General features: G+C 60.9%; 21 protein-coding genes and 1 pseudogene. 7 read left to right on the top strand and 15 right to left on the bottom strand.

The features are described 5' to 3' along the window. Positions 1 to 10 precede the first annotated feature (10 nt). The 7 genes and pseudogenes from ACSQ36_RS16840 to ACSQ36_RS16810 form a co-directional block, all read right to left on the bottom strand. Positions 11 to 922, bottom strand: coding sequence for a prepilin peptidase (locus ACSQ36_RS16840; protein WP_436182771.1), 912 nt, complete (start codon positions 920 to 922; stop codon positions 11 to 13). A 39-nt stretch (positions 923 to 961) separates the two neighbouring features. Continuing rightward, positions 962 to 2187: pseudogene (locus tag ACSQ36_RS16835) on the bottom strand (type II secretion system F family protein). A gap of 8 nt (positions 2188 to 2195) precedes the next feature. Next, entirely contained in the window at positions 2196 to 3416 is a 1221-nt protein-coding gene (locus tag ACSQ36_RS16830; protein ID WP_436182770.1) for a GspE/PulE family protein, read from the bottom strand. Positions 3417 to 3622: 206 nt separating this feature from the next. Continuing rightward, positions 3623 to 4912 (bottom strand): HlyC/CorC family transporter, encoded by a 1290-nt coding sequence (locus tag ACSQ36_RS16825; protein WP_436182769.1) that lies wholly within the window; start codon positions 4910 to 4912, stop codon positions 3623 to 3625. Positions 4913 to 5027: 115 nt separating this feature from the next. Beyond that, positions 5028 to 6701 (bottom strand): tannase/feruloyl esterase family alpha/beta hydrolase, encoded by a 1674-nt coding sequence (locus tag ACSQ36_RS16820; RefSeq protein ID WP_436182768.1) that lies wholly within the window; start codon positions 6699 to 6701, stop codon positions 5028 to 5030. Positions 6702 to 6934: 233 nt separating this feature from the next. Beyond that, complete coding sequence (locus tag ACSQ36_RS16815) at positions 6935 to 7957, bottom strand: hypothetical protein (RefSeq protein WP_436182767.1); 1023 nt, start codon at positions 7955 to 7957, stop codon at positions 6935 to 6937. A gap of 1 nt (position 7958) precedes the next feature. Then, positions 7959 to 9311, bottom strand: coding sequence for an MFS transporter (locus ACSQ36_RS16810; RefSeq protein ID WP_436182766.1), 1353 nt, complete (start codon positions 9309 to 9311; stop codon positions 7959 to 7961). Positions 9312 to 9429: 118 nt separating this feature from the next. Here ACSQ36_RS16810 and ACSQ36_RS16805 point away from each other — a divergent pair, with 118 nt between their 5' ends. From ACSQ36_RS16805 to ACSQ36_RS16795, 3 genes are all read left to right on the top strand, one after another. Then, positions 9430 to 10398 (top strand): LysR substrate-binding domain-containing protein, encoded by a 969-nt coding sequence (locus ACSQ36_RS16805; RefSeq protein ID WP_436182765.1) that lies wholly within the window; start codon positions 9430 to 9432, stop codon positions 10396 to 10398. 181 nt (positions 10399 to 10579) lie between these two features. Then, positions 10580 to 11182, top strand: coding sequence for a cytochrome b (locus ACSQ36_RS16800; protein WP_436182764.1), 603 nt, complete (start codon positions 10580 to 10582; stop codon positions 11180 to 11182). Between the two features lie 65 nt (positions 11183 to 11247). After that, positions 11248 to 12699, top strand: a complete 1452-nt coding sequence (locus ACSQ36_RS16795; protein WP_436182763.1) for a glycosyltransferase family 2 protein — start codon at positions 11248 to 11250, stop codon at positions 12697 to 12699. A 52-nt stretch (positions 12700 to 12751) separates the two neighbouring features. Here ACSQ36_RS16795 and ACSQ36_RS16790 read toward each other — a convergent pair whose 3' ends face one another. The 4 genes from ACSQ36_RS16790 to ACSQ36_RS16775 form a co-directional block, all read right to left on the bottom strand. Further along, positions 12752 to 13321, bottom strand: a complete 570-nt coding sequence (locus ACSQ36_RS16790) for a YbhB/YbcL family Raf kinase inhibitor-like protein (protein ID WP_436182762.1) — start codon at positions 13319 to 13321, stop codon at positions 12752 to 12754. Between the two features lie 96 nt (positions 13322 to 13417). After that, positions 13418 to 14212, bottom strand: a complete 795-nt coding sequence (locus ACSQ36_RS16785; RefSeq protein WP_436182761.1) for an anti-sigma factor family protein — start codon at positions 14210 to 14212, stop codon at positions 13418 to 13420. Beyond that, positions 14209 to 14727, bottom strand: a complete 519-nt coding sequence (locus ACSQ36_RS16780) for a sigma-70 family RNA polymerase sigma factor (protein ID WP_031360721.1) — start codon at positions 14725 to 14727, stop codon at positions 14209 to 14211. The genes ACSQ36_RS16785 and ACSQ36_RS16780 overlap by 4 nt, the downstream gene beginning before the upstream one ends. 155 nt (positions 14728 to 14882) lie before the next feature. Then, positions 14883 to 15239, bottom strand: coding sequence for a COG4315 family predicted lipoprotein (locus tag ACSQ36_RS16775; protein ID WP_436183204.1), 357 nt, complete (start codon positions 15237 to 15239; stop codon positions 14883 to 14885). A gap of 307 nt (positions 15240 to 15546) precedes the next feature. Here ACSQ36_RS16775 and ACSQ36_RS16770 point away from each other — a divergent pair, with 307 nt between their 5' ends. The 3 genes from ACSQ36_RS16770 to ACSQ36_RS16760 all read left to right on the top strand — a co-directional run bounded on the left by ACSQ36_RS16770 (position 15547) and on the right by ACSQ36_RS16760 (position 18233). Continuing rightward, positions 15547 to 16839 carry a CaiB/BaiF CoA transferase family protein gene (locus tag ACSQ36_RS16770; RefSeq protein ID WP_436182760.1) on the top strand — a complete coding sequence of 431 codons (1293 nt, stop codon included), beginning with the start codon at positions 15547 to 15549 and terminating at the stop codon, positions 16837 to 16839. Positions 16840 to 16992: 153 nt separating this feature from the next. Further along, entirely contained in the window at positions 16993 to 17451 is a 459-nt protein-coding gene (locus ACSQ36_RS16765; protein WP_436182759.1) for a hypothetical protein, read from the top strand. After that, positions 17448 to 18233 carry a hypothetical protein gene (locus tag ACSQ36_RS16760; protein WP_436182758.1) on the top strand — a complete coding sequence of 262 codons (786 nt, stop codon included), beginning with the start codon at positions 17448 to 17450 and terminating at the stop codon, positions 18231 to 18233. The genes ACSQ36_RS16765 and ACSQ36_RS16760 overlap by 4 nt, the downstream gene beginning before the upstream one ends. A gap of 44 nt (positions 18234 to 18277) precedes the next feature. Here the strand turns inward: ACSQ36_RS16760 and cls are convergent, their stop codons facing one another. Continuing rightward, positions 18278 to 19561, bottom strand: a complete 1284-nt coding sequence (gene cls / locus ACSQ36_RS16755; protein ID WP_436182757.1) for a cardiolipin synthase — start codon at positions 19559 to 19561, stop codon at positions 18278 to 18280. A gap of 282 nt (positions 19562 to 19843) precedes the next feature. Next, a complete protein-coding gene (locus ACSQ36_RS16750; RefSeq protein ID WP_436182756.1) occupies positions 19844 to 20287 on the bottom strand; it encodes a MarR family winged helix-turn-helix transcriptional regulator in 444 nt (147 codons plus the stop codon). A gap of 154 nt (positions 20288 to 20441) precedes the next feature. Here ACSQ36_RS16750 and ACSQ36_RS16745 point away from each other — a divergent pair, with 154 nt between their 5' ends. Continuing rightward, positions 20442 to 21983: a DHA2 family efflux MFS transporter permease subunit gene (locus ACSQ36_RS16745; protein WP_436182755.1), complete on the top strand. Its 1542-nt coding sequence runs from the start codon at positions 20442 to 20444 to the stop codon at positions 21981 to 21983. Between the two features lie 5 nt (positions 21984 to 21988). On the opposite strand, the gene ACSQ36_RS16740 is transcribed toward ACSQ36_RS16745, so the two are convergent. Next, positions 21989 to 22498: a M48 metallopeptidase family protein gene (locus tag ACSQ36_RS16740; RefSeq protein WP_436182754.1), complete on the bottom strand. Its 510-nt coding sequence runs from the start codon at positions 22496 to 22498 to the stop codon at positions 21989 to 21991. A 93-nt stretch (positions 22499 to 22591) separates the two neighbouring features. Continuing rightward, a complete protein-coding gene (locus ACSQ36_RS16735; RefSeq protein ID WP_436182753.1) occupies positions 22592 to 23824 on the bottom strand; it encodes an esterase/lipase family protein in 1233 nt (410 codons plus the stop codon). Between the last annotated feature and the right edge of the window lie 31 nt (positions 23825 to 23855).

The following is a 23855-nucleotide window of genomic DNA, read 5'->3' as shown; positions in this document are numbered from 1 at the left end:
TCGTTTCGTTTTATCCGCCGAACACTGCGTAAAGCGGCGTGCCGAAAAATAACGTGATCACGCCGCCGGCTGCGAGAAACGGCCCAAACGGCAGCGGTTCTTCAAAGCGCATCTTGCCAATACCGGTTGCCGCCAGTCCGAAGATCGCGCCCATCAGCGCCGACACCAGCACTACCTGCGGCAGCGCCTGCCAGCCGAGCCACGCGCCAAGCGCGCCGAGCAGCTTGAAGTCGCCGTAACCCATGCCTTCCACGCCGCGTACGAGCCTGAACAGCCAATACACGCACCAGAGAAACAGATAACCCGCGATCGCACCGATAACCGCCTCCCGCAGCGGGACGAATGCAGTGTCGCCGAGATTGACGATCAGGCCGGCCCACAGCAGCGGCAAGGTCAGCGTGTCAGGCAGATAGCGGGTATCGAAGTCGATCAGGCTCGCAGCCAGCAGCGTCGCGCACAAACCGAACGCCGCGAGCGCGATCAGCGTGGGTCCGAACGCAAACAGCGATAGCGCGGCAAACAGCGCCGTGGCCAGTTCGGTCAGCGGATAACGTGCGCTTACGCGTGCGTTGCATTTCGCGCAACGGCCGCGCAGCAGCACGTAACTCACGACTGGAATATTTTCCCACGGCCGCAACACGTGGCCGCAATGCGGGCAGGCGCTGCGTGGTACGGCGAGGTTGTAGCGGGCGGGCAGCGCGTCTTTATGCGCGTCGTCCTCGTTGCTGATGGCGTTCTCGGCCTTCCACGCGCGTTCCAGCATGATCGGCAGGCGGTGCACGACGACCGTCAGAAAGCTGCCGATTACCAGCCCGAAGACGATCGCGAAACCATACTGCGCCGCGAGCGGCAAAGCGCCGAACGCGGAACCGTAAGCGTCGAGATAGCGGCCTGAAAACTCCGCCTGATACAAAGGCTGCATGACTGTCCTGGGTTGAATTCGGCTGCGATCCTACACCACTTACACCACATTCCCGAGCTGAACGATCGGAAGATACATGGCGACGACGAGACCGCCAACCAATGCACCGAGTACCACGATCACAACCGGCTCGCACAGGCTCGCACAGGCTCGCACAGGCTCGCGAATGCGCTGGTCTGTTCGTCCACCTGACGGTCGCCCAGTGTAGCGAGATCGAGCAGCATCGCGTCGAGCGAACCGGATTCCTCGGCCACGGCGATAGGCTGCACCACATCCGGCGGAAAGCAGCCGACCGCACGCATGGCGGCGGCTAGCCGCTCGCCATGTCGAAGGCGCCTCGCGATCTCGACAGTGGCGGTATCGAAGATACGGTTGCCCGTGGCGCTCGCCAAGGAATCGAATGCATCCGATAACGGTGTGCCCGCCGCCAGTAACGTGCCGAGCGCGCGGCTCCAGCGTGCCACCGCCAACGCGCGCAGGAGGGATCCGGCGAGCGGCAGCTTCAGCATGGCGCGATCAAACGCGCTTCTAGCCGCGGGGACTCGTCGTAGAAGCCGCTTGAACGCGATGCCGGACATCAGGCAAAAGAGCGCGAATGGTCCGCACCAGCGCGCGACGCCATCCGACAACGCGAGCACGAACAAAGTGGGTGCCGGCAATTTAGCGCCGAAACCGTCGAAGATGGTCTTGAAGGTCGGCACCACGCCAATCAGCAATCCTGCGGTAATGGCAAGCGACAACAACAGCACCGCGACCGGATAGGTCAGCGCGGCACGCAGTTTCGCCCGTTGAGCGCCTGCTCGTTCGCGGTCTTCGGCGAGCCGCGCGAGCACGACCGGCAACGCGCCGGCCACTTCGCCGACGGCAACCAGCTGGCAATACAGCGTGTTGAAACACGCGGGATGACGCGCCAGCGCTTCCGAGAATGCAATGCCCTGCGTGATATCCCGTGCAACCGATCCCACGATGCGTGGCAGGCCACCGCGCGAAGGGGTACTGGCGATGAGATCCAGCGACGGTGCAAGCGGCAAGCCGGCGCGCAGCAAGCCGGCGAGTTGCCGCGTGAACAGTGTGACGTCGGCAGCGCGGGCTTTGGGAGGTGGCGCCGAACCGAGCGCGGTGAGTTCCAGCACCGTGACGCCGCCGCGCTTTAGCGCCGCGCGCGCACGGGTTGAATCCGCGGCGATCGTCTTGCCGCGCTTGTCCGCGCCGTTTGCGTCAATGCCGCGCCAGCCAAAGCGCGTATCGAAAGACAGTGGGCTCATGTTCACGTTCACGTAAGCTCCGTCGCGTCGGCGGCTTCCGCTACGCTCGTCATGCCTTCGCGTACGCGTGCGAACGCGGCGTCGCGCAGGCTCGGCATGCCCTCGCTTTGTGCCTGCCGCGTGACGGCGTGCGTGGCGGTGCGCGCGACGATCAGTTCGCGCAACGTGTCGGAGATGGGCATCAGTTGATGCACGCCCACCCGGCCGCGATAACCAATGCCATGGCACGCGGCGCAGCCACGGGGCTCGAACGGTTTGAAGCCCGGCTCGAACTCCAGGTCTGAAGGCCGCCGACAAGCGTCGCAAAGCCGCCGCACCAGCCGTTGCGCTGTAACAAGCCTCAGCGCCGACGCCAGGTTGTACGGCGCAATGCCAATATCGATCAATCGTGCGATGGCTGCGGGTGCGTCGTTGGTATGCAGCGTGGAGAGTACGAGATGGCCCGTTTGCGCAGCCTTCACGGCCACGTCGGCGGTTTCGGCGTCGCGGATTTCGCCGACCATGATCACGTCCGGATCTTGCCGCATGAACGCGCGCAGCGCGACCGCGAAAGTGAGGCCCGCTTTGTCGCGGACACTGACCTGATTGATACCGGCAAGCTGGATTTCGGCGGGATCTTCGACGGAACAGACGTTGCGTGACTCCGCGTTGAGCATCTGCAAAAAGCAATACAGCGACAGGGTTTTGCCGCTGCCGGTGGGGCCGGTAACCAGCACGAGTCCGTGGGGCGCGTGGATCGCGGCTTGCACCGTCTTCTGCTGGTCGGGGGCAAGCCCCAGCGCCGCCAGCGACAGATCCGCCGGCAGTGACTCCAGGCGGCGCAACACGAGTTTTTCACCGAACAGGACCGGCAGCGAATTCACGCGATAGTCTTCCGGATTCCCGTTAGCCAACGGCAATCGCAAACGTCCGTCCTGCGGCACGCGCCGCTCGGCAATGTCCATGCGCGCCAGCACTTTGATCCGCGTGATGAAAGCGTCACGCAAATGCGGCGGCGGCTTGAGAAAGACATGCAACGCACCGTCAATACGCAAGCGGATGCGCCATTCGTGCTCGCCCGGTTCGACGTGAATATCGGACGCTCCGCGTGCAGCTGCTTCGCGCAGGGTATCGGTGAGCAACGCAACGGCGGGCGCGTTGTCGGCGTCAGGGATTGCATCGGCCGGGCGAGCGGATAGCTGCGGCGGCGGCCGCGAAAATGTAACTGGGAAAGAGGACGGCATCGGCATGGCTCGGTGAACGGGATGCCTTAATCATGTCCTTCCACGGGCCTTGTTCCAACTCGGCCGAACGGCTAACGCTTGGCGCCGCTGAAAAAGCTGACCAAATGGCTAACGCGGTCCGACAGGTGATTAGCGGAGGCGAAAACGGCGCAAGCTGGTGCAACCAGAAGCCCAACGCGAAACCCGACCCGCCCATGAACCCAGCTTCGTCGCTACCCTTGTTTTCTCAGCACCACGCCTTGCGGCCGGAATATCTTCACGGTGCGTATTGCCTGGTCGTCGCTGCGCATTACTTCGAAGTGCACACCGGCAATACGCACGCTCACGTCGCCGTCCGGAATCTCTTCCAGGGCTTCGAGGATCAGGCCGTTGAGTGTCTTCGGGCCGTCGGTGGGAAGCGTCAGTTTCAGCCAGCGGTTCAGCTCGCGCAACGGCATGCTGCCGGCCACAATGCATTCACCTTCCTCGTTCCATCCGCCACGCGAACCAGCTCCGCGTGGAATGGTCGTGGTGAACTCGCCAATCAGTTCTTCAATGATGTCTTCCGGCGTCACCAGTCCCTGCAGTTCGCCATATTCATTCACCACAATCGCAATTCGATGCCGGCTCTCCTGAAAGAATTGCAGTTGCTGAAACACAGGCGTGCCGGCCGGGACGAAGTACGGTTCGGCCAACAGTTCGCGCAAGGTCTCGCGTTCGAATTCCTGGTTATGCAGTGCCGAGAGCGTCTTTCTCACGTGCAGAACACCCAGCACGCGATCGATGTCGCCCTGATACACCACCAGCTTGTTGTGATAGCAGGTCTCGAGCTGATGCAGGATGGTGTCGAAGGGGGCATCGAAATCCAGTGCTTCAATCCGGCGGCGCGGAATCATCACGTCGTCGACAGTGATGTTCTCCAGGTCGAACAGGTTCAGCAGGATGCTGCGGTGTTTGGTCGGCATGAAATTGCCCGATTCCAGCACGATGGTGCGCAGTTCCTCCGTGGAAAGCCGCTGGTCCCGGCCACCTTTCGTGTTGATGTGCAGCACTTTCAGCACGCCGTTCGCGAACAGGTTGACGAACCAGACGATTGGTCTCGCCACTCGCATCAAAGGCGACAAAACCAGGCTGGCCGGGAGCGCGACCTTTTCCGGATAAGTCGCGCCCACAATCTTCGGCGCAATCTCCGCAAACACAATGATGAGGAACGCAACAACCCCGGTCGTCACCGACAAGACCACATTGTTATGGCCAAAGGTGCGCAGCGCGATGGACGTTGTCAGTACCGGAATGATCGTGTTGATCAGATTGTTGCCGATCAGGATCACGCTCAACAGTTGATCGGTCTTGGCAAGCAGGCCCTGCGTGACGCGAGCACGCAGCGAACCTTGGTTGGCGAGGTGTTTTAGCCGATGGCGATTGAGCGCCATCATCGACGTTTCGGAAATCGAGAAGAATGCGGAGAGAAACAGCAGCAGGAAAATGGCGCAGATTTGCGCCCATAAGGGAATGTGGTCCACGCGCGATCTGGAAAGGGAGGATGGGAAAGACTATAGCAGAGCAGAAAGCGATTGCTTCTCTTGCTCGACAAGCCTTCCGGACGATAGTTCGACCCGTCCCGTCCTCCCTTGGCGATTACTGGCTACAACTGAAACTCGCGGCGGAATTGACGTTACCGCCCGCGTATTTCGGCCAGGTCGGGTAACGGCACAGGGGCCGCGTGCGCCCGGCGGTCGCAGCGGTCGAGTCCGTGACGGTGAGTGTTTCCGGCGTGGTGCCGTTTTCCGCCCATTGTTCCAGCGCCCCAAGCGAATCGACTTGCGGCAGGAACGGTCCGGTGCCGTGGCCAACGCCTGGCATCAAATAGAAGCGCACGAAACTATCGACGGAAGCCTGGCCGAATTTCTGCACGAGCGCGTTGTAGTAGTCCACCGACGAATCCGTGCTGACGATTTCATCGGCGAGACCGTGGGTGATGATCGCTTTGCCACCCTTCGCGATGAACGCCGAGAGGTCGGGGTTGGTGGCATCGCTTTCAGCTGAAACTTGCTGGACTTGCGCCTGGTACGCGCCTGGATTCAGAGCGTCGAAGGTGAGCGAATTGAACGTCGGGATACGCGTGATGAAATACTTCACCCACTGGTCGCCTGTGACCCACTGGTTCGCGTCGTTCTTGCCGGCGGGATTGGCCGGTATGGGTGAGGTGCCGAAGTTACGCGTGGTGTACTGACCCGCGAACACGGAACCCGCGAGGATGTTGTACCCGGCGTAACGCGTGACGCCGTTCGCGAGCGGATAGGGCAGGAGCAATGGCGAAGCAATGGCGTTCACGGTTGCGATCTGGGCATCGGAGAGGCAGGTGTCTCCCGTGTCCTTGCCAGCCGGGCAGCGCAAGGCGGCGAGCACGGCGGGCGCTTGCAGCTTGCAGGCCGCGACGTTCGAGATGATGCCGTCGGCTACACCGTCGAGCGTGTCGCAGGCTTTCGTCACGGCGTTCTCGAGCAGCACGGTCTTGTTCACGTCGAGCCAGCCCGCGCCGCCATTCAAATAAAGCGCGCGGCCAAGCACAACGTTGGAAAGACGCAGACCCGTGTAGTTGAGCGCGGGGCGGTTGACGACAATGCCGTCATAGTCAGCGGGCCATCGCTGGATCACGGTGAGGCCGTCACGACCGCCGGTCGAGCTGCCGAAGAAATAGGTTTTCGTGGGCGCCGCGCCGTAACGCGCCTTGAGCAATAGCATGGCGACGTCGTGGGTTTTTTTCAGGGTGAGGCCGCCGTAGTTGGCGAGCGCTTCGTCGTTCGCGGCGAACGCACCGTCGGTGATGCTTTTGCTTTGGTGACCGGAGTCGTCGCCGAAGGTCACGTAGCCGCGGGCGAGCGGTGTCGACGAACCGGTGTGCGCCATGTCGAGTGCGGCAAGGCCGGTGATGAGCGTGCCGTCGAAACCCCCGCCGCCATATTGCAGCGCCTTTTCGTTCCATGCCGTCGGCAAGTTGACTTCGAAATTGATGTTCGGCGCGGTCGTATCGACCGGTGCAATGGTGCCGTTCACCTGGCAATACTCGCCGGACGTACTCGACGCCGCGACCAGTGTCGCGCTCGCCACCGTTGCGCCGTTGCTGGGCGCGCCTATCGACGTCGCCGCAATCTTGATCCCGCCGAGCGCAGAGCATGCCGTGGCAGACGAAATAGGTGGCGTAGGCGGCGCGGGGGGCGGACTGTCGTTATTGGACGATGAACCGCCGCAACCGGTCAGCGCAGCGACGACAAGAGATACGCCGCAAGCGGCGAGGGTATTTTTGATCATGCTGTCTCCGTATGTTTATTAACTGCTGCTTGCATCGGACAAACGAGCCAAACGAGCCAAACGAGCCAAACGAGCCAAACGAGCCAAACGAGCCAAACGAGCCAAACGAGCCAAACGAGCCAACCAAACGCTTGCCGATAAACCGACCAAGAAACGAACGACGCACCGTCCGGACGACAGCAGTCCCGTCGCCGAAGCAACGTTCTTGAATGTCGTGATGTATTGCGCGGTGTCTAATCCGTCGCGCCGGCTGTCGATGAATCGGCCACGTTCGCCAGCCGTTGTGCGTCGAACAACGCCCGCACGCCTTCGTGCGAACCGAGCATCGCTGCGCCGTTGTGGCCTACGCCGGCGACTTCCCAGCAGCGATGTCCAAGCCCTGGATGACGGGCTTTGAGGTACGAAAAATAAGAACGTCCACGCGCGAGCCGATGGGGGCCTTGCGCTTGTGCCGCACACGAACGGTCGAGTGCATCGTGGTATGGGTCGCAATCCTGCTGACCGAGCAGATAGATAACGTCGTTCGCCGCGTAACGTGTTTCGAACGTATCGAATGACACGGACTTTGCGTAACGCGGCGGGTGCCGCACGCCGTACTTCCAGTCATCCACGCCGGGGCACGCGGTGGTATCGGCGGGACGCAGAACGCCGTCAGCGTAGGGCCGCACGGAGTCGAAGTACACATACGACGATGGATTCGCGATCACGTACCGGCATTGCACGCCAGGCACGTTACAGCCGGCGCCCACAATCGCGTACCGGTGCGCGACCTGCGCGCCGCCCGAATGCCCGGCGATCACCACTTCGCGCAGCGCCGGATAACGCGCAAGATCCGCGAATTGCCCGATGAATGCATCGAGGACATCGAAGGAACTGAGCGGCGCCGGGCCGAGCGCGTCGTCGCCGCCCATCCATGAGGTCCATTCCCAATGCAGCGTGTCGGCGGACAAGCCGTGCGCGGCAATATCCGCGGTGGCCAGGAACTGCGGTACGAGCAGTAACGTATGGGCGGGATCGGTCGATGCCGCCGCCAACGCACGTTGCGCTGAGAGCAAGTAAGCATCGGCATCACGCAACCGGCCGTGCAGCAGGATCACGATTCGCGAAACGTTCGCAGCATCCTGTTCTTCGATCGACCGATAAAACGGCACCGTACCCACGCCGCGCGACGTAACCACGCGCAGCCGTTCGTTGCCGACTGCACCAACCGGATGCTCATTGCGAGCTTTAGGGGAAGAGGGGAGCACGGCAGTCATTTCAATCCAGCGGGAGGGCATCGGGATCGCGGCGCAGACGTTGCCCGGAACGTGTCAGCCCGACCAGCGCGAGCGACACGAAGCCCGCGAAGATCAGGTAATACGCCGGCACGATATTCGATCCGGTCAGGGTGATCAGCGTGGAGACGGTCAGCGGCGCGAGGCCGCCAAACAGCGTCACCGCGATGTTGTACGAGAGCGCGACGCCGGTAGAGCGCGTGGCAGTGGGAAACAACTGCGTGAGCATGCCGGGATGCGGTCCGGACATCAGGCTCAGCACCACGGTCGCGACCATTTGAGCGGCGAAAACACGGCCCGGCGTGGGGGACGCGAGTACCCATGCAAACAGCGGATACGCGATCACGACCCACACGATAGTCACCGGAAAGAACAGCCGGTACGCGCCGATCCGGTCCGCGAGTTTTCCCGCGAGCGGATAACCCACTATGGAAACCAGCCCCGACACCGCCGTGCCGAACAACGCATTCTTGAGCGGCAAGTGCAACTGACGCTCGACATAGAGCGGCATGAACGTGTGCCACAGATAATTCGTTGCCGTGCCGACGATGATCACGCCCATCGCGCACAACGACGCGTCACCGCGTTGCCGGAAAAAGCTGCGGATGGTCTGCCGCGGCGCGTGGCCGAGCCGTTCGCGCAACTCCACGAACTCGGGCGACTCCGCGACTTTGTGGCGAATGTAAAACCCCACCGGCCCGACCAGCGCGCCGACCAGGAACGGCACGCGCCAGCCCCATGATTCGAGCGATGCCCGGTCCAGATTCGATGTCAGGAAATACCCAAACGCCGACGAAAGCACCAGCGCCACCGCCTGCGATGTCATCTGGAAGCTGCCGAAGTACATTTTCTTGCCGCGCGGCGCGTATTCCGTGAGCATCGCGGCGGCCGTGGCGAACTCGCCGCCCACCGACAAACCCTGCATGACGCGCGCAAGCAACACAAGCAAGGGCGCGGCGACTCCGATGGTCGAATAGCCGGGAGTCAGGCCCATCAACAAGGTGCTGGCGGCCATCATGAGGATGAGCATGGAAAGAGTCTTGCGGCGCCCGACGCGATCCGCATAGGCCCCAATCACGATCCCGCCGAGCGGCCGCACGATAAATCCAACGGCAAACGTGCCGAGCGTCAGCGTTGTGGAAAGCGCGGTGTTACCGACCGGGAAAAACACGTGCGCGATGATCTTCGCGAAGTAGCCGTAGATCAGGAAATCGAACCATTCCAACCCATTGCCAATGACCGAAGCCAGCACGGCGCGGCGAATCTGCGACTTGCTGAGCGACGCCAATGAAGCTGGCGGGTGATCGGCCGCGCTAGATGGGAAGGTGGTTTCCATATGTCTCCAGATCTGTGCATTTATGTGTATTTGAATCGAAGAGTACGAAACGCAGTGGCAAATGTAAAATACATATCGGATGGCATTGCCATATCTGTCACGTATGTGAGGCCTCTCGATGGAACTGCGTCACCTGCGGTACTTCCTTACGGTCGCCGAGGAGCGCCAGTTCACGCGGGCGGCGGCGCGGCTGCATATTCAGCAGCCGCCTTTGTCGCAGCAGATTCAGGAGCTTGAACGCGAACTGGGTTTTGCGCTTTTTACGCGATTGCCGCGCGGGGTGGAATTGACGTCGGCGGGCGCGGCTTTTGTCGTCGATGCCCGCGCGGTGCTCGACGCGCTCGATCAAGGCGTGGTCAATGCGCGGCGGGTGGCGAACGGCCAGCTCGGTTCCGTGCGGATCGCGCTGACGAGTTCGGCGGCATTCCACCCGCTCGCCACCGCCGCGATCCGCCGTTTTCGCGCGACGCATCCGGATATTGCCATCGACCTGAACGAGATCAATGCGGCTGACATCATCGAACGGATGGTGAATGGACGCGTCGATGCCGGCATCCTGCGCAAGCCGATCGAGACGCCCGCGGAGTTGCGCTTCGACCTGCTGCACGAGGAGCGCATGGTGCTCGTGCTTCCGGTCGGACATGCGCTGCTGCCAGCGAAAGGGAAAGGCGTGCGCCCGGGCAAACAGCCGCGTGTGCCGCTGAAGGCGCTTGCCGGCGAGTCGTTTATTTTCGTGCGGCGGCCGGGCGCACCGGGCATGTACGCGGACTTCATCCGCGCCTGCGAGGCGGCGGGTTTCAAGCCGGAAGTGGTGAGCGAAGTGCCGCGCATGCTGAGCGCCATCAACCTGGTGGCGGCGGGCGGCGGCATCACGCTCGTGCCGGCATCCATGCAGCGATACCAGCAGGAAACCGTGGTGTATTGCGCTGTTGCCGGCGACGAAGCGTTCTCCGCGCCGCTCCACCTTGTCACGCGCCGCGACGCCGCGAATCCGGCCGCGTTGCGATTCGCGCAGGCGGTGCTGGCGTTTGTGTCGCCGGGAGCGAGGGGCGCCGAACCCGTCGAACCCTTTCAACGCCTTGACTGACAAACCCACTACAAACGCAACTTCGCGTTTTCCCGCAGAATCGATGGAATAAAGCGACGCCACGGTGCGTTTGGATCGTGTCGTCTGCAAACATTCGCGCTTGGCTTGAATAGACCAATCCGCCGCGACAGTTTGCAGAAAGAACTATCCAGCCGATCCTCATTTTCCGCACGGAGTTTCAATGTCCACGCAAGCTGCCAACGTGGTGTCAGACCCGCCCCAGACCGAGATGCCGCTGCGCTACACGCGCACCGCGATGGTCCTGCACTGGCTCATCGCGTTGTTGATTATCTGCAACGTCGTGCTGGGGCTGACGGCGGAATCGTTCCCCGATTCATGGGTGCGTCCGGTCGTCGATACCCACAAGTCCATCGGCATCACCGTTCTCGGGCTGGTGCTGCTGCGGATCTTGTGGCGCGTTTCGCATCGGCCGCCGCCGCTGCCGAAGGCGTTTCCGAAGTGGGAACACATGGCCGCTCACCTCGCACACTTTTTGTTGTACCTGCTGATGATCGGTTTGCCGTTATCTGGCTGGCTGCACGACTCGGCATGGAAAGACGCCGCGACGCATCCGATGCATCTGTTCGGCCTGATTCCGTGGCCGCGCGTGGGTTTCGTGATGCATCTCGATCCGGTCCTGAAGGAATCGTTGCACGATCGTTTCGGCGCATTGCATACGTGGCTGGGTTACGCGCTGTACGCCCTTTTGGCGATGCACGTGGGCGGCGCGCTCAAGCATCAGTGGATCGACAAGAAGTCGGTGATCTCGCGGATGGTGCCGTGATGGATGTGAAACTTCACGCCGTACCCATCCAAACAAAAAAGACCCCGCCGCAACCGGATCTGCTGGTGAAACCCTCTCTGGAAGAGGCGCTCGCGCAGGCTTCGCCGCGCTTGGCGCCTCGCCCCGTGACGCTCGCGAGCGTGCTGATTCACGGCGGCGTGGTCGTGCTGTGGCTCGTGCTGTTCGCCCGCGCGTTTTTCCTGCACGGCGTGGTGGCATGGTCGACGGGCATTGCCTACGTGGTCTACGACACCTTGCTGCTGATGTTTGTCGCGGCGAAATCGTGGACGCTTGTCAGGCCGCGCAAGCCGCTTGATCGCAAGCAGCGCGAACGCGGTTTGCCGAAGCTCGGCGTGATCGTGGCGTCGCATAACGAGGCGGCCGTGCTGCCTAACACGCTCGCGAAATTGCTCGGGCAAACGCATGGCGCGGCGCAAATCGTGATCGCCGACGATGGTTCCTCCGACGCCACCGCCGAGCTTCTCACGCAACGTTTTGGCCTTGTCTCGCCGGCGGAGGGAGAATTGAGCGCGGCATCGACGCTGCATCCGACGCTCTTCTGGCTACGCGTGGCACATGGCGGCAAGGCGCGTGCGCTGAATGCGGCGATCGAAAAGATCAGTACGCCGATCGTCATGACCGTCGATGCCGATACCCGTCTCGCCGACGACGCCGTCCTGGCCATGCGCAGCGCGTTTGCGTCGCGGCCGAACCTGGTTGCCGCAGCGGGCATCCTGGTTCCGGTGTGCAGCAAAACGATCAGCGGGCGCTTTTTCCAGTGGTTCCAGACTTACGAATACATCCGCAATTTCATCGCGCGTTTTGCATGGATGCGCGCCGATAGCCTGTTGCTGATCTCGGGGGCGTTCGCTTCATTTCGCCGCGATGCGTTGCTGGCTGTCGGTGGTTTCGATCCGCAATGCCTGGTGGAGGATTACGAATTGATTCACCGGCTGCGCCGTCATTCCGTCGATCACGGTCTGGACTGGGACGTGCGTGTGGTGGGCAACGCGCACGCCATCACGGACGCGCCGAGTTCGTTCAGCGGTTTCATGCGGCAAAGGCGGCGCTGGTTCGCGGGCTTTTTGCAGACGCAATACTGGAATCGCGATATGACCGGCAACCGGCGTTACGGCACGCTCGGTTTGCTGATGCTGCCCGTGAAAGCCTTCGATACCGTGCAGCCCATCTACGGCTTGACGGCGTTTGCGCTGCTGCTGGGGTTTATCGTGGATCGGCGCGGCGCTATTGTCTTGCCGATTTTCAGCGTGATCGGCGGGAAGATTCTTATCGATTTCGCCTTTCATTTGTGGACCGTGCATTTGTACCGGCGCTGGACGGGCGACACCGCCGGGTCGAGCCTGTGGATGGCGATCGTGACGGCGATTGTCGAGCCGTTCACGTTCCAGTTGCTGCGCCATACGGGCGCGGCGCTTGGCTGGGTCGACTTCCTTGGCGGTTCACGTGCGTGGCGCGTGCAGACGAGGGCGGGGCTTGCGGCCGCGGATGAGGCCTGAAGGCATAAGCCGCGATGACGTTGATGTACTACCTAATCACGCATCGCGGTAATCAACGCCCGTACCGCACCACCATGCTCGATGCCGCCAGCACATGCCCCTTCATCGCCGCGATCAATCCGTTGCGGTCAAGCGCGGAGGGCAGGGCATTGGCGGCGATATCCAGCGCGTAGGCTTGCACGACATAGTGATGCGGCGCATCGCCGTGCGGCGGGCAGGGTCCGTAATAGCCGTCCTTCCCCGTCCGGTTGATTCCACCAATACTCCCCGCCGGCGGCGGCCCGCCTTCCGCCAAAGTGGTCGTCGCAGCAGGAATTCCGTAGAGAATCCAATGCACGATTCCGAGGCCGCGAGCGCCGTCGGGATCGAAGATAGTGACGGCAAAGCTTTTGGTCCCGGACGGCGCATTGCTCCACGCCAGCGGCAACGAAACGTTCTTGCCGCCGCAATCCTGCGCGCTGGCGGCGTGGCGGGAGTCGAGGGTGGCGTTATCGGCGAGGCCGGGCGATGTCAGCGTGAAGCGCTCATCGGCGACGGCGGCGACGCTCAGGAAACATCCCGCGCCTATCGCGGCAACGCGCAAAAGCCGCTTCGCGCGGCACATGCTTGAATCTTTCTTCATTGTTCTTCTGGCCTTGAGTCTCAATAACTTCGCTCCGGGTACCACGTGCGCTTGATGTATTTCCGCCGCTTCAAGCGCCGCGATCCTGCCAACCGCTCACTGCCATTTCTTCGGATCGCCGCCTAATGCGGCGCAGGTATCGAAGCTGATGGCACGGAGCTTCGTCTCGCCGATCTGTCCCGAGAGCGCATAACCCGCGTGATCTGTCGTCCAGTAGAAAGTTCGTCGCGAGCCGTCGCGCAACATCCGTATGGCGTATTCGTCCTTGTGTTTGCCCGAACCGCTGGTCATGTACAGCGTGAGCCGTTCGCCGCTGGCGTTCTGATACATGAACTGAGCCGCCGGCCCGTCCTCGCCGGGCAACAAGCGGCCACCGACCAGCTCGAACCCATATTCGTGCAGTGAGGGAATCGTCAGGGTCCGGTTGAGCCGCTTGGACAACCACGTAACAAGATGATCTTCCTGCGATGCCGCGACTTCCACCGCGTGCCTCTGTTCAGGCGCATACACGGCGTAAGCGATATCCGCGCGTTGCGCGAACGTCGGCGCCGGATGATCCTGATCGAGGACCGGCAACAGCATATGCATCAGGAAGCCGCATGCAATCCCCACCGCCAGCCAGCTCGCCGCCATCAGATAACGCTTGCGCGGACGCACGATCACGACTTGGGGTTCTTTATCAGCCGTGGCGGCAAACAGCGCCCGCAGCGCATTGTCCTGCGCGCGATACGCGGCGACCGTCACCGCGCTCGCCGGATCGCGGGCAATCCGCGCGGCAGTTTCAGCGCGCTCGGCCTCAGACGCCTCATCGTCGATGAACGCCGACAGCGCGCGCAACTCATCGGCTGCCGCGCTGGATTCCGCCTGTTCCGGACGTTCGGGGTTCGTCATGTGCCACTCACGATTTTCAACGACGCCGATTTGCGGCCCGGTTCCTCACCGAGCAGCACACGCATATGCTCCCGTGCCCGCGATAATCGCGACATCACTGTTCCGGCCGGCACGTTCAGCACCACGGATGCCTCCTGATAACTCATGTCCTCGACGCAGACGAGCAGCATGACTTCGCGTTGCTCGACCGGCAGGCAATACAGCGCGCGTTGCACGTCGCGCAGCACGAGCCCATCGACTTCGCCCACGGGCGCGGCCATCTGCCGCCAGGGCGCGGTTTCATCGTCGACGGCGATATCGCGCCGGCCGCGCAACTGATCAATATAGAGATTGCGCATGATCGTGAACAGCCACGCGCGCAGATTGCTGCCGACGCGAAATCCTTTCGACCGGCCCAGCGCGCGTTCGGTCACGTCCTGCACGAGGTCATCGGCCCATGCACGATCTCCCGTCAGCGCGCGCGCATAACGCCGCAACTGCGGGAGAACTCCAACGAGATCGGTATCGAAGCTCAACGGCCTATGCTCATGACTGGTTCATTTTCAGCGCTCCGGACCCCTGTTCCCGTGACGACGATATTGCCGCCACGGGAACAGCGGCCATCGATCGCTTCATGCTGGTCTCCATCGCTGTGATGGTGTCTTGCTGCTTCACGCTTGGTGCATCCCGCTTATTGCCTCACGGTGTGCCACATGTCCTTGAAATTGTCGCCGTTGGCATCGCCGGGTTTCTTGTCTTTCGCGAACGTGTATACGCGCTTGCCTTTGTATGCCCACTGGTTAGCGCCATCGGCTGCCGGCATCATGGTCCAGTCACCTTGGGGCTTGTCCGCGGCATCGGCCAATACCGCCGGCCACGCCTGGGCGCAACCGCCGCTGCACGCGCTCGGACCCGACGCCGGATCTTTGTCGAACGTGTAGAGCGTCATGCCTTTCGCGTCGGTGTACATACCGGCTTCGGCCATCGGCGGGGCGGCATGGGCACTCAGGCTGAAGGCCGCGACAAGGGCCAGGGCGGCAGCGAGCATCGGGATTTTCGTTATCACGTCGTTTGTCTCGTTACATTTGTACAGATACGGGATAAACGGGTGGCGCTCGCGGAATATTCCGATACCTGACAAATATTTCGACCGTGTTCCGTGATTTTGATCCTGTCGATTGGCTGGTGCGCTTTGGGATATACGAGGGGACGGCCTATCTGGCGACTTGGCTACAATCGACGGCATCGGACGATGCGGTTCTCCGCCAGCCGCCTGACCGGGCGTGCCGATTCGCATTTTTCCGGCCATGAACGGACCCATCAGCCAGAACCCGGCTTGAAACGAACGAGGTGAAATGGTGCAGGACAGCAAGAATCAAGCGACGCCGGAGAACTCGGGCGCAAACATCAATACGACAAGAAAACGCCCGTTGGACGGCATTCGTGTGCTGGATTTATCGAGGGTGCTGGCGGGGCCGTGGTGCACGCAGAACCTCGCGGATCTTGGCGCGCAAGTGATCAAGATCGAGCGTCCGGGCACGGGCGACGACACCCGCACGTGGGGGCCGCCGTTCCTGCGCGACGCCGAGGGCCGTGATACATCGGAGAGCGCCTATTTCCTGTGCGCGAACCGCAACAAGCAGTCGGTTGCCATCGACATGAGTTCACCCGAAGGCGCTGCGCTGATCCGCGAGTTCGCGAAGTCGTGTGACGTGGTCGTCGAAAACTTCAAGGTCGGAGGACTCAGGAAATATGGTCTGGACTACGAGAGTCTTTCGACGCTCAATCCGCGGCTCGTGTACTGCTCGGTGACGGGTTTTGGACAGAGCGGCCCGCTATTGCAGCGCGCGGGTTACGACTTCCTGATCCAGGGGATGGGCGGCCTGATGAGCATTACCGGCGAGCCCGACAGCGTAGCGGGTGGCGGCCCGGAAAAAGTCGGCGTGGCGGTAACGGATTTGATGGCCGGCATGTATGCCACTACCGGCGTGCTCGCCGCGCTCATGGAGCGCGAGAAGAGCGGACTCGGGCAGCATCTCGATATCGCATTGCTCGATTGCCAGCTCGCCATGCTCGCTAACCAGTCCATGAACTATCTCACCACGGGCATCGCGCCACAGCGCATGGGCAATGCGCATCCGAACATCGTGCCGTATCAGACCTTTGCGGCGAGCGATGGCCATGTGATCGTTGCATGCGGCAACGACAGCCAGTTTCGTTCGCTGTGCACCGCGATGAACGTGCCGGAACTTGCGCTCGATGCACGCTTCGCCACCAATAGCGGGCGTAGCGTGAACCGGGCGGAATTGCTGCCGCAACTGGCGGCCGTGTTCATGACGCGTCCCCGCGACGCATGGGTCGACGCGCTAGAAGCGTGCGGCGTGCCGTGCGGCCCGATCAACGATATCGCGCAGGCTTTCGATTCTGACCAAGCGCAATTTCGCGGCGCGGCGCGGGAGATTCCGCATCCCGTCGCGGGCGTGGCGCCAACGGTGGCGAGTCCGCTGCGTTTATCGGCTACGCCGGTTGCGTACGATCAGGCGCCCCCGATGCTTGGACAACACACGAACGCCGTGCTGCGCGATGTGCTTGGAATGGGCGACGCACAGATCGAGGCGTTGACGCGATCGGGGGTGATCGGCGGGTAGCTTCTTGATAGCTTTGTCGCGATGTCAGATGTGGTCGGCATGGCAAGTCGACACTTTATGACAACGTTCAGCTTGACTCGCCTAAAGTGCATCAAGGTATGGTTGGTCATGTGAAATCCACGCAAGCACGCAGGATGCAAACCATGACCTCATATGATCGACGATCTTCCACGGGACGAGGCGGAACGCCTGTTGAGCCTCACCAAATTTGGCGATCCTTCAACGGGATGGAGCAAGCACAAGGAAGCGGTCAGTTTGGCCAAATGCGTGTTCGGCATGACGGATGCCGACGGCAGGCGCATTCAGGGCATGACGGCACAGCTCTCTGTCAGGTATGGCCGACGACCGCCCTTCAGGCGATTTGTCTTTGGCATGTACCACGCTCAGAATAAAAGTGATCGACGTGCTTATCAGCTTGAGATTGTTCAGGGTAGCCGGCCAATAACTGATCCCCATCGGGATTCTCATGAACATGTCGGGCGTGATCGGATTGCGGGCTTGGCCGAATGGTCTGGTTTCAACTACGCAAGCGCGCTTCGGCTCTTCTGCAAAAAGACTAACTTGACGCTGACGTGCGTCTTACCTGACCCATCGGTACCGGAATCAAAATGAACATCCAGTCGTCCTGCAAGGACATGTGCGCGAAGCTTGGCTTCGGCTGCGTGCAACTTGAAGAGGAAGAGCCACCCATGATGGCGCTCCACACACCATTTGGTTTCTACGGCGGCGATCCGTTCGTCGTCTATGCCGAATATTTGGACGGTGGTAGCAAGATTCGCTTCTTCGATTCCGGAGAGACGCTGTTTCACTGCTTTTGCCGGCAGATCAGCTCATTTCATCTGCGGGACTATCAGGTGGTGAAAGCGGCGATCAAGCAGCCTGATATCAAGGTGACGCACGAGGGCGAAATTGAAGGCACGTTTGAAATTGCCAACATGGCGTCCGGGTTCGCGATCTATATAGACGCGCTGATGAGCCTGGCCAGATGGGAGTTCGACAACGCGGGTACTGACTTCGCGGTCCGCGAGCCGAGCTTGATCGGCGATACGCGGCTTTATCTCAACGCAATGAAGCCAGATGTCTTGGCGGTCAAAAGCACGCATAAGGCCGCGGGCGTGTCGGGTCGCCAATATGGCTTCGACCTGTCGCAGGGTGACACGCAGATCGACGTGATCTCATGTCATCGTAACGCTTCGTCGTCGGAGCTCTACAAGCTGGTGGACCTGCGGGGTAATGCGCTGATTGCCAATATGCCCATCATCGTGGTGGTCGACGACCGTTTGCTACCCGAGCAGGCGGATCGCGAGGTCGCTGTGATCGGTCAGTACGCCGAGGCGTGGCCTATGAGAAAGCTGATTGAGGCAGCGGCGGGCGGTGGCTTGACGCTGCATTGAGGTCGTGGCAAGTAGTCGAAACCCGGGAAAAGTCGTGCAGATGCTCAAAGCTGCCAGTCGAGCAACGGCACCACTTTCTCTATCAGCTTCTCTGACCTCGGTCTGTGCAGCCACTCTTCGTACGTGACGAGGCGCGACTTTTCAATATCGGCGTCGAAGATCGCGCTTTGCTGACGGGCAAATTCGCGATCGTAGATATTGAGGTTCGCTTCGTCGTTGAGCTTGAACGAGCGGCTGTCGAAATTCGTCGATCCCACTGAAACCAGGTAATCGTCCACCACGAGTAATTTGCAATGGAACATGGTCGGCTGATATTCATGGATTTCGATACCCGCGGCCAGCAGATCTCCCCAGCAGGCGCGAGAGGCTTCACGCACTGTATGCGTGTCAATACGTTTTCCCGGCGTCACAATGCGCACTCTCACGCCGCGTCGTGCGGCTTCCACCAGGGCATTGATCGCGAGGCCATCGGGGACGAAATACGCGCTCGCCAGATGAATGCTGTGCGTGGCCGCCGTAATCGCCATGAGATACATCAGTTCCATGTCGTCGGCGCCGTGGGTGGGAGAGCTGCTGAACATGTGCGCGACACCATGACAGGCCTCGGCTTCGGGCAAGGGGGGTATGTCAGGAAAGTACTTGGGACCATGCAGCACATTGCCGGTCGCCTTGATCCAGTTGTCCATGAACACGGCCTGCATGTGACCGACCACCGGACCTTCCACTCGGAAATGCGTGTCGCGCCAATGCTTTTCGTCTTGCGCGTTCTCCGTCCATTCCTCCGCGATCCCAACGCCTCCAGTGAAACCCATGCGGCCGTCGATGATCAGCAGCTTCCGGTGCGTCCGGTTATTCATTCGCCCGAGTCCGGTCCAGTGTGGCTTGTGATACTGAACGACGTCGGCACCGGCTTGCCGCAGTTCGTCGAGATAACGGTGATCCATTTTCTTGCAGCCCACCCAGTCGAGCAGGACATGCACCGCAACGCCCGAACGCGCTTTCTCCGACAACGCCGCCGCAAATCGCGCGCCAATGTCGCCGGACCAGTAGATGAACGTTTCGAAGGTAATGGTCTCTTTGGCGGATTGAATGCCATCGAGCATGGATGGGAAGATTTCGTCGCCGTTCAGCAGCACGGCATACCGGTTGCCCGACGTCACCGGCGGCCCCAGCAAGAGGCTCATTGAACGAATGAATTGCGGGTTGTCGCTGGAATACAGCCTGTCGATGTTGTGCTCGACCTTCTTTTCGCCGCTCACGAAGTTCGCAAGGATCAGGACAATGACGAGCGTGACGATTACCGTAAGCGGTATGGCGAGCAAGAGCATGTCGGATTCCGGACGAGACAAGCTGCAATCGGGAGGGAGGCGTGCGCGTTGCAGGAGCCCGGAAGCTCAGCTACGCGCGGCGGATGTTCCGACACGCTTGGTAGCAAAGGTCGGACCTCCTATCTATTGCACTGCGTCGATCGATCTAAAATCTGGCTGCTCCACGGTCATTGCACGGCCGAGTTCTGCAATTATCGAGTCGAGCGTTTCACGGCGGGCGGCGGCTTGTCGCAGTTTCGGAAGAGACATAAGTGCGCCGCTTCCCGAGCTCCTGCAAAACGCTTACTCGTCCACAATCGTGCTCAGATTCACCCGCACGCGCCGCAGCAGCGAGATCAGTTGCGCGCGCTCGTCGGCATCAAGCCCTGCCAACGCTTCAGCGGCCATTGAATCGCCCACCCGGCGCGCCCTGCCGAGTGCGCTTTCGGCTTTTGCCGTCATCCTCACCGTCCGCTCGCGACGGTCATCGGGATTCGAAAAACGCTCGATCCAGCCGCCTTCCTCCATCCGGTCCAGCAGGCGGCCGGCCGATATCGGCGCGACTTCCAGCAGATCGGCCAGCCGTGCCTGGTTCACATCGCCGAAATGGGACAGATAGGCGAGCGCGCGGCATTGCGCCCGCGTGAGATCGAGGGACGACTTCGCGAGTTCGTCGAAGCGCTTGCTGCACAAGCGCCCAACGTCCGAGATCAGAAAGCCAAAGCGCTTGTCGAGGTGCGTTTCCATGCCCGGATTATACGAAAGAAGCTCGCGCCCACCTACATTCCGGCAAACACGGGTTTCTCCTGATTTTTGACTTCTTGTCCCAATCATTAGCTTGTTTATAATAAGCATGCTTACTATTAAGAGTAAGCAATCTGATAACCGAATCGGCGCCTGAATGTCCTCTGAATCGATGCCGGTAAGCGCGGCGGCCACGCCGCTCAACCGGCCCATGCTCACAGTCTCGATCATGCTCGCCACGCTGATCCAGACACTCGACAGCACGATCGCCAATGTCGCGCTGCCGCATATGCAGGGCACGCTGTCGGCGTCGCAGGACGAGATCACGTGGGTGCTGACGTCGTACATTGTTGCGGCGGCTATCGCCACGCCGCTGACGGGCTGGTTATCCGACCGGCTGAGCACGAAGCGTCTGCTGATCATTTCTATTGGCGGCTTCACGATAGCGTCGGCGCTATGCGGGTTATCGGACAGTCTTGCGCAGATTGTCGCGTCACGATTGCTGCAGGGTATTTTCGGCGCCTCGCTCGTGCCGCTCTCGCAGTCCATCCTGCTCGACATCAATCCGCGCGAAAAGCAGGGCCAGGCAATGGCCGTCTGGGGCATGGGCGTGATGGTCGGACCGATTCTCGGGCCAACGTTGGGCGGCTGGCTCACCGATAGTTACAACTGGCGCTGGGTATTTTTCATCAACGTGCCGATCGGCGCGTTTGCGCTATTTGGCGTAGTGACGTTCCTGCCGGCGCGAGCGGCGAAGCTCGGGGTGAAATTCGATGCGTTCGGGTTTGCCACGCTGGGTCTTGCGATCGGCGCACTCCAGGCCATGCTCGATCGCGGCGAGCAGCTCGACTGGTTCGGCTCGATCGAAATCCGTATCGAAGCCATTCTTGCCGTGCTGAGTTTTATCTTTTTTCTCGCGCACACCGCGACCGCCGGCAAGCGTTCATTCTTCAAGTACGAACTGTTGAAGGACCGCAATTTCGCGACCGGCGTGTTTTTCATCTTCATGATTGGCGCGGTGATGTACGCGACCCGTGCGTTGTTGCCGCCGATGCTGCAGAACCTGATGAACTATCCCGTCGCCACGACGGGTCTGGTCACGGCGCCCAGTGGCGCGGGAACGATGGTCGCCATGCTGATCGCCGGGCGGCTGTTACGGCGCATCGACGCGCGTCTGTTGTTGCTCGCCGGTTTTCTCGTTTCCGCGTTCGCGCTCTGGCAGATGATGCAGTACACGCTCGTGCTGTCGGTGTCGGACATCGTGTGGCCCGGCGTGATCCAGGGTTTTGGCCTGGGTTTCGTATTTGTGCCGCTGAGCGCGCTGACGTTTTCCACGCTGACGCCCGAACTACGCGCCGATGGCACCGCGACCTACAGCCTGATGCGTAACATTGGCAGCAGTATCGGCATCTCGATCGTGCAGACCATGATGACGCGCGGCACGCAGGTGGCGCACGCCGATCTCGCGGCGAATGTGAACGTATTCAATCCGTCGATGCAGCCCATGCTCGAAAGTGGATCACAGATGAGTCTTGCGTTGATGGATCAGTCGATCAATCAGCAGGCGCAGATGATCGCGTACCTGAACGACTTCAAGCTGATGTTCGTGGCGACCTTGCTGGTCGTGCCGCTGCTTTTGCTGATCCGGCCAATGCGCAGTGTTGACAGCGAAACACTCGCTCACGCGGCCGCGGATTGACGCATTTACTTGACGGATGAGTCGCGCGAAAGCTCGCGCTGCGTCAGATATATGCGCAGATCGAATTCGATCTGGTGATACCCGGGCTGCATGAATTCACATAGCCGATAAAACGCTTTGTTGTGGTCGCTTTCCTTCAAATGCGCGAGTTCATGCACGACGATCATGCGCAGGAATTCAGGCGGCGCTTCCTTGAATAGCGACGCCACCCGAATCTCCTTCTTCGCCTTGAGCTTGCCGCCTTGCACGCGTGATATGGCTGTGTGCAGGCCGAGCGCATGACGCAGCACGTCGAGCTTGGCGTCGTACATTACCTTGTCGATGGCGGGCGCCACGCGCAGGAACTCCTGCTTCAGATCTGTGGTGTATTGATACAGCGCGCGGTCCGATTGCACGGCATGGCGGTCCGGATACCGGTCGGCAAGATACACGCCCAATTGGTCATCGGCGATAAGTTTGCGGACCTTGTCCTGAAGCGTTTGCGGATAGGCGCCGAGGTATTTCAGAGGAAGCATGATGAGATGATGGGACGTGACCGCCAAGTGGTGCCTTCGGCATTATAGGGGCCATGGCTCAAGGGCCATGGCTCAGGCGTCACGTCCCACGGATCACACCGGTAACGCGTGGATTTGAGCGGCTATTTCTTCGTAGAATCGATACAACTGCTCAATCGTCGTCTCGTGCAGCGGGATCACTATGCTTAGATGGTCCATTCCTTCAATGGTCGGATTGACGTACCACACGCCCTTTTTCCTGGCGGTCGTTTTGTCCTCGCTCGCCATTTCGTGTGGATGGCCAACCGGGAACTGCGCCGAAGGCACGCTAACCAGGCCATCGTTCGGACGCCACGCAGCAAAACCGCCGGCGAGATCTTTTTTGTTCAGTCCGACCGCTGCGGCACTGGGCTTCAGAATGACGTTCATGTTTGCCTGCGGGATACGTACCCCTTGCGGACCGGCGAAGGTGCCATCAACAGCGTAGGAACTGTAGTACACGTTCTCCGACGTTTGCGCCCACGAATTCTGGAAATGTGCCGCTATGGTCGAGAGATCGTAGGTGCAACCGTCCTGGGTTTTCCAGACCCGGCTTTCCAGCGCTCGACGAATATAGTCGTCAAACCCTTGTCCCTCTTCACGCTCCAGTCCCCATTGCTGCAGGTTGAAATCGTAGATTGGCTCGGTCGTTCCAAGTCCTGCGAGCGCCGCAGCGCCGATCATGAGATCGCGGATAAAGATTGGGAATTGGCCGACATCGTCCGCTGTCAGCGCGCCATTGTGGACACCGGAAACCGACGTCACGCTATGTACCCATTTTCTCCCGCCCGCAAAGAGCGGAGAGCTGGGCGCTTCTCTCGGCCCAGGTTTAAAACCCGCTTCGTCCGCGTCGCCGTGTTCGAGCAGCTGGATCAATGTTCGCGATGTCGGGCCGCCCATGCTGTGCCCGATCAAATGCACCTTGTGCGCTTCGCTCCATTGCGGATAAACGCCGGGATAACTCCGGCCATAGCGAGCGTGGCCGTATCTGGCTGAATGAACTGCGCCGTAGTCCACCACACCGCCTACGAGATAGGTATACAACTCGCAAGCGCGGTCCCAGTTGCTGGAGATCGGACCCATGGATGCGGTGAATGTCTCGTAACCTTGCGCTTTCAGATGCTCCTGAATATCACCTTTTGCGCCGCCCCAATAGCGGAATTTCTGTCCGAATAACTCGTCGCGGCCCCAGCCGCACATGCCGTGAACAAGAACGATCGGATATTCGTTATGCGAATCGTGAGTGGTGACAGAGCGCGATGTCGTTCTTTTGCCGGCCGCGACGGGCGCCGTTTTGGAGACTGTCATGATGATGTTCCTACCTTGAGGACAAAGAAGC

The organism is Caballeronia sp. LjRoot34, from assembly GCF_964253815.1.
GTDB lineage: Bacteria > Pseudomonadota > Gammaproteobacteria > Burkholderiales > Burkholderiaceae > Caballeronia.
The sequence above is the reverse complement of the archived record's forward strand: the minus strand, read 5'-3'. Positions and strand labels throughout refer to the sequence as shown.